Annotated in this window: 8 protein-coding genes; 6 read left to right on the top strand and 2 right to left on the bottom strand. The window is 69.2% G+C overall.

All coding sequences use genetic code 11. The features are described from left to right. A partial coding sequence (locus tag VJR25_RS02550; RefSeq protein WP_324112203.1) for a PAS domain-containing protein occupies nt 1-1187 on the bottom strand: 1187 nt, incomplete at its 3' end. A 159-nt stretch (nt 1188-1346) separates the two neighbouring features. On the opposite strand from VJR25_RS02550, the gene VJR25_RS02545 reads away from it, so the two are divergent. The 4 genes from VJR25_RS02545 (at nt 1347) to coaA (ending at nt 6487) form a co-directional block, all read left to right on the top strand. After that, nucleotides 1347-2486 carry an ABC transporter substrate-binding protein gene (locus VJR25_RS02545; RefSeq protein ID WP_324112201.1) on the top strand — a complete coding sequence of 380 codons (1140 nt, stop codon included), beginning with the start codon at nt 1347-1349 and terminating at the stop codon, nt 2484-2486. Between the two features lie 41 nt (nt 2487-2527). Then, nucleotides 2528-4291 carry an iron ABC transporter permease gene (locus tag VJR25_RS02540; protein ID WP_324112199.1) on the top strand — a complete coding sequence of 588 codons (1764 nt, stop codon included), beginning with the start codon at nt 2528-2530 and terminating at the stop codon, nt 4289-4291. Beyond that, complete coding sequence (locus tag VJR25_RS02535; protein WP_324112197.1) at nt 4284-5411, top strand: ABC transporter ATP-binding protein; 1128 nt, start codon at nt 4284-4286, stop codon at nt 5409-5411. The genes VJR25_RS02540 and VJR25_RS02535 overlap by 8 nt, the downstream gene beginning before the upstream one ends. A 116-nt stretch (nt 5412-5527) precedes the next feature. Beyond that, complete coding sequence (coaA, locus tag VJR25_RS02530) at nt 5528-6487, top strand: type I pantothenate kinase (protein ID WP_324112195.1); 960 nt, start codon at nt 5528-5530, stop codon at nt 6485-6487. Between the two features lie 2 nt (nt 6488-6489). Here the strand turns inward: coaA and VJR25_RS02525 are convergent, their stop codons facing one another. Continuing rightward, nucleotides 6490-6921: a nuclear transport factor 2 family protein gene (locus VJR25_RS02525; protein ID WP_324112193.1), complete on the bottom strand. Its 432-nt coding sequence runs from the start codon at nt 6919-6921 to the stop codon at nt 6490-6492. A 134-nt stretch (nt 6922-7055) separates the two neighbouring features. Between VJR25_RS02525 and VJR25_RS02520 the strand changes: the two genes are divergently transcribed. After that, nucleotides 7056-7640: a helix-turn-helix domain-containing protein gene (locus VJR25_RS02520; protein ID WP_324112191.1), complete on the top strand. Its 585-nt coding sequence runs from the start codon at nt 7056-7058 to the stop codon at nt 7638-7640. A gap of 189 nt (nt 7641-7829) precedes the next feature. Continuing rightward, the coding region (locus tag VJR25_RS02515) for a cytosine permease (protein ID WP_324112190.1) at nt 7830-8321 on the top strand (492 nt) is incomplete at its 3' end.

The following is an 8321-nucleotide window of genomic DNA, read 5'->3' as shown; positions in this document are numbered from 1 at the left end:
AGCCCGATGCCCAGCTCCCGCGCCTGCGCGGTCTTGACAGCGACCAGCGCGGCCAGCTCCGGCTCGCCGAGCAGCTCCACGGCGCGGCCCGCGATGGTGCCGCCGCCGCGCACCGAGGCGAGGTACGCCAGCGCCTCCTCGCGCTCGCCGAACTCGAGCAGCCACGACACCACGTGCATCGTGTTGGCGAACTCGTGCGCCTGTGCGCGCAGGCCGTCGGTGGCCGACTGCGCACCGTCCATCGCCCGCAGCGCGGAGTGCAGCTCGGTGTGGTCGCGGATGAGCAGCGTCGCGTCGACCGGCGCCCCGTCGACGGTGGTTCCGGTGCTGCGTGCGATGAGCACACGCTCGCCGACGAGCACCAGCTCGCCCTGCGGCTCGCCGCGCTCGAGCACCTCCCGCAGCGTGGGCTCCAGCACGTCGCCGGCCCGGCGCCCGACCAGGTCCTCCCCGCCGAGGAGGCGCGCGGCGGCGTCGTTCATGAGGGTGATGGTGCCGCCGGCATCCACCGTGACGATGCCCTCGTCGATGCGGTGCAGCATGGTCTCCTGCTGCTCGACGAGCGACGCGATCTGGGCGGGCTCCAGGCGGAAGATCCGGCGGCGCACCACGGAGGTCACCCACGCCGCGCCGAACACCCCGACCACGGCGGAACCCGCCATCGCGAGCAGCAGCAGCGGCACCGTGCGGAGGAAGTCCGCGCTGAGCTGCGACTCCAGCTCGCCCACCGAGACGGTCCCGATGACGGTCTTCGTGCCGGAGCGGAAGATCGGCACCTTGACCCGCCACGACTCGCCCAGGGTGCCCTGCTGCGTGCCGACGTATGTCTTGCCGGACAGCGGCACGGACGGGTCCGTCGACACCTTCTCGCCGATGCGCGCCGGGTCCGGATGCGACAGCCGGATGCCGGCGGCATCCGTGACCACCACGTACGTCACGTCGGACGCCTTGCGGATCACCTCGGCGATCGGCTGCACCACCGTCGACGGCTCGGGGTTCTCCAGCGCGCTCTGCACGGCCGGCAGCCGGGCCATCGACTGGGCGACGCCGACGAGCCGGTCCTTGTACGCCTCGCGGATGGCGGATGCCTGCAGCGACGCCGCGATCGCGCCGGTCAGCACGGTCGCGACCAGCACGATCGTCGCCTGCAGCAGCAGGAGCTGCGCGCGCAGCGACATGGGGGGCATCCCACGAGTCTAGGCAGGCGGCATCCGACCCGATCCGCGACCAATAGTTACCGAAGCCGACCGTTACTTACCGAACCCGGTGCCGCGGCATCCGCTTCCGTACCGTCGCTGGAACAGCAGCGCGGAGGACGGCCTCCGCGGCACTCGAGGAGGAGTGGAATGAAGAAGTTCGCGATCACGGCGGTGGCCTCGGTGGCCCTGGTGGGCCTGGCGCTTTCGCTCAGCGCCTGTTCCGGCGACACCGGCACCAAGGCCCCGGAGAACAAGATCTCCGAGGGCGAATGGCCGAGCTACTACCCGGCCGACTACAGCAAGATCGTCGACGCCGCCAAGAAGGAGGGCGGGGACCTCACGATCTACTCGAACACCGACCAGGAGAACTGGGCGCCGATCTTCCGCGACTTCCAGAAGAAGTACCCGTTCGTGAAGAAGATCTCGGCCAACAACCTGGACAGCGACGAGGTCTTCCAGAAGCAGCTGAGCGAGACCTCGACCGGCAACGCGCCGGCCGACCTGCTGGTCACGAACGCGGTGCAGGCGTGGGCGAAGTACGACAGCGAGCCCGGCCGGGTGATGTCGTACACGTCGCCCGAACTCGCGAAGCTGCCCGACTACGCGCAGCTCATGCCGAGCGTCTACGCGATGTCCACCGACCCGGTCGGGATGTCGTACAACGCGTCGCTGCTGGGCAGCGAGCCGAAGAGCATCGCGGACCTCGCGAAGCTGGTCGCCGCGGATCCCGCGAAGTTCACGGGCAAGATCACCACGCGCGACGTGAGCGGGTCGTTCGGGTTCACGGTGTCCCACGGCTACGTGCAGGGCAACCCGGATGCCTGGTCGTCGCTGGAGAAGATCCTGCCGTCCGCGCGCCCCGAGTCGTCGTCGGGCACGCAGGTCGACAAGGTGACCTCGGGCGAGTACCTCGCCGGCTTCTTCATCTCGAGCGCGGTCGCGTTCCCGCAGGAGGAGAAGGCCTCGGGCATCTTCAGATTCGTCTATCCGTCGGACGGCACCGTCGTGCTCGGCCGCGGCCTCGGCATCACGCCCAAGGCGCCGAACGCCAACACGGCGAAGCTGTTCCTCGACTTCGTGCTCTCCGAGGAGGGGCAGAACGCCGTCGCCGAGGGCGGTCTGACGTCGTACCGCGACAGCGTCAAGCAGGTCGCCGGACGCCACACCTACCAGGAGATCGTCGACCAGGTCGGGGAGGACGCCGTCATCCGCGTGCCCTACACGGTCACGACCGACGCCCAGGTGAAGACGTTCACCGACAAGTGGAACGGCCTGCTGGGCAAGTGAGCTCCGCCGCCTGTGACATCCGAGATCGGGACTGAATCATCATGACAACTCTCACCAGCGCGCCTGCGAAGGATGCGGTGGATCGGTCGCAGGGCTTCCCGGCGCCGAAGTACCTGCGGGTCTTCGGCGTCGGGCGGGACCGGGTCGTGCAGTACGCGCTGCTGATCGTGGTCGCGCTGTTCGTGATCGCGCCGATCGTGCCGATCCTGTACCAGTCGGTGCGCAGCAAGCCGCTGTACGACTCCACCGGCGCGTTCACGGTCGACTCGTACGTGAAGCTGTTCGCCGAGGCCGGGTTCGGGCAGGTCATCTGGAACACGGCGCTGTTCGCGGTGCTGACGACGTTCCTGACGCTGCTGTTCGCGATCCCGCTGGCCGTGCTGGTGGTGCGCACCAGGTTGCCGTTCGGGCGGGTGCTCGCCGGATCGATGCAGTGGCCGTTCTTCATCTCGTCGCTGCTTCTCGGGTTCGGCTGGATCACCCTGTACGGCCCGGCCGGCTTCGTCAGCGTCGAGGTGCAGCGTCTCATCGGCTTCGTGCCGTGGAACCTGTACTCCATCCCGGGGATGGCGCTGACGGAGGCCGTCGGCCTCGCCCCGATCGCGTACGTGTTCTGCGCGAACGCGCTGCGCAAGTCGGATGCCTCCCTCGAGAGCGCCGCGCGGGTGTGCGGGTCGGGGCCGCTGCGGATCGTGTTCCAGGTGATCGTGCCGCTGCTGCGCCCGCCGATCGTCTACGCCTCGATCCTGGTGTTCAGCATGTCGATCGAGACGCTGAGCGTGCCGCTGCTGTACGGCACCCCGGTGCGCATCGAGCTGTTCTCCACGTTCCTGTACTCGCACGGACTGACCTCGATCCGGCCCGACTACGGGGTGCTCGCCGCGGCATCCACCATCATCCTGGCCGTGACGGTCGCGACGGTGGCGGTGCAGGCGAAGGTGCTGAAGAACGCGCAGCGGTTCGTGTCGGTGCGCGGCAAGGCGGTGCGTCCGCGGCGCCTCGACCTCGGGTGGCTGAAGTGGGTCGCCACCGTGCTGATCGTGATCTACGTGGTGTTCGGCGCCGCGCTGCCGATCCTCGGTCTCGTGCTGCGCTCGTTCACCCTCATCTTCACCCCGCTGCAGAGCCCGCTGAAGACCCTGACGCTGCGCAACTACCAGACCGTGTTCACCTACCAGTCCTACATCCAGTCGATCGGCAACAGCATCCTCATCGCCGTCGCCGGAGCCGTGCTCGTGAGCGCGCTCGCCCTGGTCGCCGTCGTGGTGTCCAAGCGGTCGACGTTCCGGTTCGCGCGGGCGGCGGAGTATCTGTCGCTCGGGCCGCAGGCCATCCCGGGGATCATCGTCGGCATCGGGTTCTTCTGGGCGTTCGCGCTCTTCCCCGGCGGCAACCTCGTGCAGGGCACCCTGGTCGCGGTGCTGATCGCGTTCGGACTGCGCGCTCTCCCCACCGCCTACGGGTCGATCTCCCCGGCTCTGATGCAGATCGCCACCGAGCTCGACAACGCCGGCCGCGTCGTCGGCGCGGACTGGGTGGGCGTGTTCGCCCGCATCCTCCGGAAGCTCCTCGTGCCGGCGTTCGCGGGGGCGATGCTGCTCGTGTTCGTCACGATGCTCAAGGAGTACTCCGCCGCCCTGTTCCTGTCGTCGGCGAACTCCAACGTGATCGGCACCACCATGCTCGAGCTCTGGGTGCAGGGCAACACCGGCTCGGTCGCCGCCCTGGCGACCATCCAGATCGCCATCACCGCCGTCGTGGTCGGGGTGGCCAACCTCCTGATGAAAGAGAAGAAGGATGCCTGATATCCGCGTCTCCCACCTCGCCAAGACGTTCGGCGACGTCACCGTGCTGAACGACATCGACTTCGACGTGCAGGACGGCGAGTTCTTCACCCTGCTCGGCCCGTCCGGGTGCGGCAAGTCCACCACGCTGAACTGCATCGCCGGACTCGAGGACCCCACCGACGGGGCCATCGCGATCGGCGACCGCACGCTCGTCGACCGCGCCGCGCGGGTGTACGTGCCCACCGAGGAGCGCAACCTCGGCATGGTCTTCCAGTCGTACGCCCTCTGGCCGCACATGACCATCCGCGACAACCTCGCGTTCCCGCTGAACATCCGCAAGGCGAACCGGGCCGAGAAGGACGCCCGCATCCACGACGCGCTCGACAAGGTCGGGCTGGCGCACCTGCAGGACCGCTACCCGCACCAGCTGTCCGGCGGGCAGCAGCAGCGCGTCGCCCTGGCCCGCGCCCTCGTCTACTCGCCCACCGTGCTGCTGCTGGACGAGCCCCTCTCGAACCTCGACGCGAAGCTGCGCGAGCAGGCGAGGGCGTGGCTGAAGCGCCTGCAGACCGACCTCGGGATCACCACCTTGTACGTCACGCACGACCAGGACGAGGCCCTCACCCTCAGCGACCGCATCGCCGTGATGTTCGACGGGGTGATGACCCAGGTCGGCACGCCCCGCGACATCTACGAGCACCCGGCCACCGCCCAGGTCGCCGCGTTCGTCGGCAGCTGCAACTTCCTGCCCGGCACCGTCGAGCAGTCCCGTGCCGGTCAGGTCGACGTGCGCCTGCACGCCACCGGCACCATCGTGACGGTCGCCACGCGCGAGTCGTGGCTCGCCGGCGCCCCGGTGACCGTCGCGATCCGCCCGGAGCGCCTCGCGATCGTGGCGGACGCCCCGGGCAGCCGCGACCTCAACGTGCTGTCGACGGACGTCGTCGCCCGGGCCTACGTCGGCTCCCGCTACGAATACATGCTGCGGCTCGGCGACATCGCCGTGCAGGTCGTCTCGCCGGACGGCTCCCTCGACGGCACCGTGCGCCTCGTCTTCCGTGCCGACGAAGCGCACGTCTTCCCCGGCGAATCCGGTCCCTCCACCGAAGCCCTCGACCTCATGAAGGTCGCCGTCTGACCGACCCGGCTCCGTCCGATCCGGCTCGTCGTGCCGGTCGGACGGAGCCGGTGGGCGGTGCCGGGCGGGGATGCCGGTGCAGCTGCGGCATCCGTCTCCCAGTACGATGGGGCGCGATGTCCGCCGAATCGCCGGACGCCACGGTGGCGTCCGCACCGCCGCAGCTGTACCGCGAGATCCCGCGCGCCGAGTGGGCGCGCCTGGCCGCCGACATGGCGCAGCCGCTCACGGAGACCGAGATCGTGCAGCTGCGCGGACTCGGCGACCGGCTCGACCTCGACGAGGTGCGCGACGTCTACCTGCCGCTCAGCCGGCTGCTCAGCCTGTACGCGTCGGCCACCAAGCGGCTCGGGGCGGAGACCGCCGGATTCCTCGGCGAGAGCGACACGACCACGCCGTTCGTCGTCGGGGTGGCCGGGTCGGTCGCCGTCGGCAAATCGACCATCGCGCGCCTGCTGCGGGAGCTGATGAGCCGCTGGGCGGACACGCCGCGGGTCGAACTCGTCACCACCGACGGGTTCCTCTACCCGAATGCGGAGCTCGAGCGCCGCGGCCTCATGGACCGCAAGGGCTTCCCGGAGTCGTACGACACCCGGGCGCTCATCGACTTCCTCGCGGAGATCAAGGGAGGCGCCCCCGAGGCGCACGCCCCGTACTACTCCCACATCCGGTACGACATCGTCCCGGACGCCCGCGTCACCGTGCGCCGCCCCGACGTCGTCATCGTCGAGGGCCTCAACGTGCTGCAGCCCCCGCCCGCGCCGCACGACGTCGCGGTCAGCGACTTCTTCGACTTCTCGATCTACGTCGACGCGGATGCCGTGGACATCACCAGCTGGTATGTCGACCGCTTCCTGGCGCTGCGGCAGGGCGCGTTCAGCGATCCGAGCTCGTTCTTCAACGTGTTCGCCGACCTCACCGACGAGGAAGCGGTGGAGAAGGCCCTCGGCTTCTGGAACTCCATCAACCTGCCGAACCTCGAGGAGAACGTGCTGCCCACCCGGCACCGCGCCAACCTCGTGCTGCGCAAGGGCCCCGGTCACACCGTCCAGCAGGTGCAGCTGCGCAAGCTGTAGCGTCAGCTCGGCAGCGACAGGTGCTCGTGCACGCAGACCCAGGCGCCGTCGCGCAGCTGCATCACGATCGTCTCGCGCTCGTGCGAGTCGGAGAGCTCCCCGTCGGCGTGCACGGTGGTGTCCACGTCGTGCGAGAACACCGCGATGTCGCCGAACACCTGGAGGCGGCGGTTCGTCGACCGGCATCCCCGCACCTCGAAGCCGGATGCCGCGACCCACGACGCCCACAGGCCCTCGTACTCGGCGCGCGATTCCAGGCGCGCGGGCTCCGCGTGGAACAGGAACGTCGCCTCGGGCGCGAACCCGGCGAAGTACGCGTCGACGCGGTTCGCGCCGAAGTCCGCGATGATGCGATCGACGGCGGCCAGGGCGTCCGCAGCGGCGGGGGAGTCGACGCCGGCGGTGCGCACGTCGTCCGGGGATTCAGGGCTCATCAGCGAACCTCGCCTCTCGAAGGGTGGTGGGAGACACCAGTAGACAACAGGTGGCGCCTACTGTGCAACAACTCTCTCGACTAGGCTGGCGGAATCGAGCGATGCAGACGGCGTCGCGCACGTCTGCGAGCGACATGAGACCCATTCACCCCGAGCCCGATCAGGGCGCGCTGCGCATCGGCGCGAAGCTGCGCGCCACACGCCTGAGCCAGGGCATGACCATCGCCCAGGTGTCCGAGACCACCGGGCTGACCAAGGGGTTCATCAGCCGCCTCGAGCGCGACGAGACCTCGCCGAGCGTCGCCACGCTGGTGATGATCTGCCAGGTGCTGTCCCTGCCGATCGGCAGCCTGTTCGACCGGCCGTCGGGCGAGGTCATCCACCTCGCGGATGCGCCGCGCATCAACCTGGGCGGCACGCGCGCGATCGAGCGCCTCATCACCCCGCGCGACGAGGAGCGCTTCCAGCTGCTGCGCTCCACGCTCGAGCCGGGCGCGAGCGGCGGCGACGACCTCTACACGATCAACTGCGAGGTCGAGGCGGTGCACGTCCTCCGGGGCGGCATCCGCGTGCGGTTCGCCCAGCACGAGGTCGTGCTCGGCGAGGGGGACACGCTGACCATCCCCGGACGCGAGCCGCACTCGTGGGTGAACGACCACGACGGCGAATCCGAGATCATGTGGGTCATCGCGCCCGCCGCCTGGAGCGGCTCGGCCTGATCCGGCCGGCACCCGTCCGACGCCCTTCCCGACCGGGGAGGGCGTCGCTCTTTTGTGCGCGACAGGGTGCGCGACAGGGTGCGCGATCCGAAACCGAGTATTGCATCACAGGCTACTTTTGATGTTCAATAGACAACACGGCACCCCCCGCCCACCCGTTCCCGCCCGAATCGACGACGGAGTCTTCGCATGAGCACCACCACCACTCGCACCACGCCGCTGGTCGAGGTGAGATCCATCGACTGGGTCCCGCTCGACGAACGCCACGGCAAGCTCTGGCACCAGGCGCCGCTCTGGTTCCTCGGCAACTTCCAGTACTTCTCCATCCCGATCGGCTTCATCGGCCCCGCCCTGGGGCTGTCGCTCGGCTGGACGGCGGTCGCCAGCATCCTGGGCATCGCCGTCGGCACGCTGTTCATGGCGTTCCACGCGTCGCAGGGGCCGCACATGGGCCTGCCGCAGATGATCCAGTCGCGTGCCCAGTTCGGCTACCGCGGCGTCATCGTGCCGCTCGTCGCGACGCTCTTCACCTACCTCGCGTTCAACATCGCCGACACCGTGCTGATGGGCGAGGGCCTGAACAGCACCTTCCACCTGAACCCGATGCTCGTCTCGATCGTCGTCGGAGTCGGCGCCGTGGTGCTGGCCATCTTCGGGCACGACTGGGTGCACAAGGCCTTC

It is taken from the genome of Microbacterium sp. (genome assembly GCF_035277845.1).
Classification (GTDB): domain Bacteria; phylum Actinomycetota; class Actinomycetes; order Actinomycetales; family Microbacteriaceae; genus Microbacterium.
The sequence above is the reverse complement of the archived record's forward strand: the minus strand, read 5'-3'. Positions and strand labels throughout refer to the sequence as shown.

Bases quoted from the DNA above. Each gene is read 5' to 3' on its own strand.
- VJR25_RS02545 (WP_324112201.1), top strand. From the start codon at position 1,347: ATGAAGAAGTTCGCGATCACGGCGGTGGCCTCGGTGGCCCTGGTGGGC.
- VJR25_RS02540 (WP_324112199.1), top strand. From the start codon at position 2,528: ATGACAACTCTCACCAGCGCGCCTGCGAAGGATGCGGTGGATCGGTCG.
- VJR25_RS02535 (WP_324112197.1), top strand. From the start codon at position 4,284: ATGCCTGATATCCGCGTCTCCCACCTCGCCAAGACGTTCGGCGACGTC.
- coaA (WP_324112195.1), top strand. From the start codon at position 5,528: ATGTCCGCCGAATCGCCGGACGCCACGGTGGCGTCCGCACCGCCGCAG.
- VJR25_RS02525 (WP_324112193.1), bottom strand. From the start codon at position 6,921: ATGAGCCCTGAATCCCCGGACGACGTGCGCACCGCCGGCGTCGACTCC.
- VJR25_RS02520 (WP_324112191.1), top strand. From the start codon at position 7,056: ATGAGACCCATTCACCCCGAGCCCGATCAGGGCGCGCTGCGCATCGGC.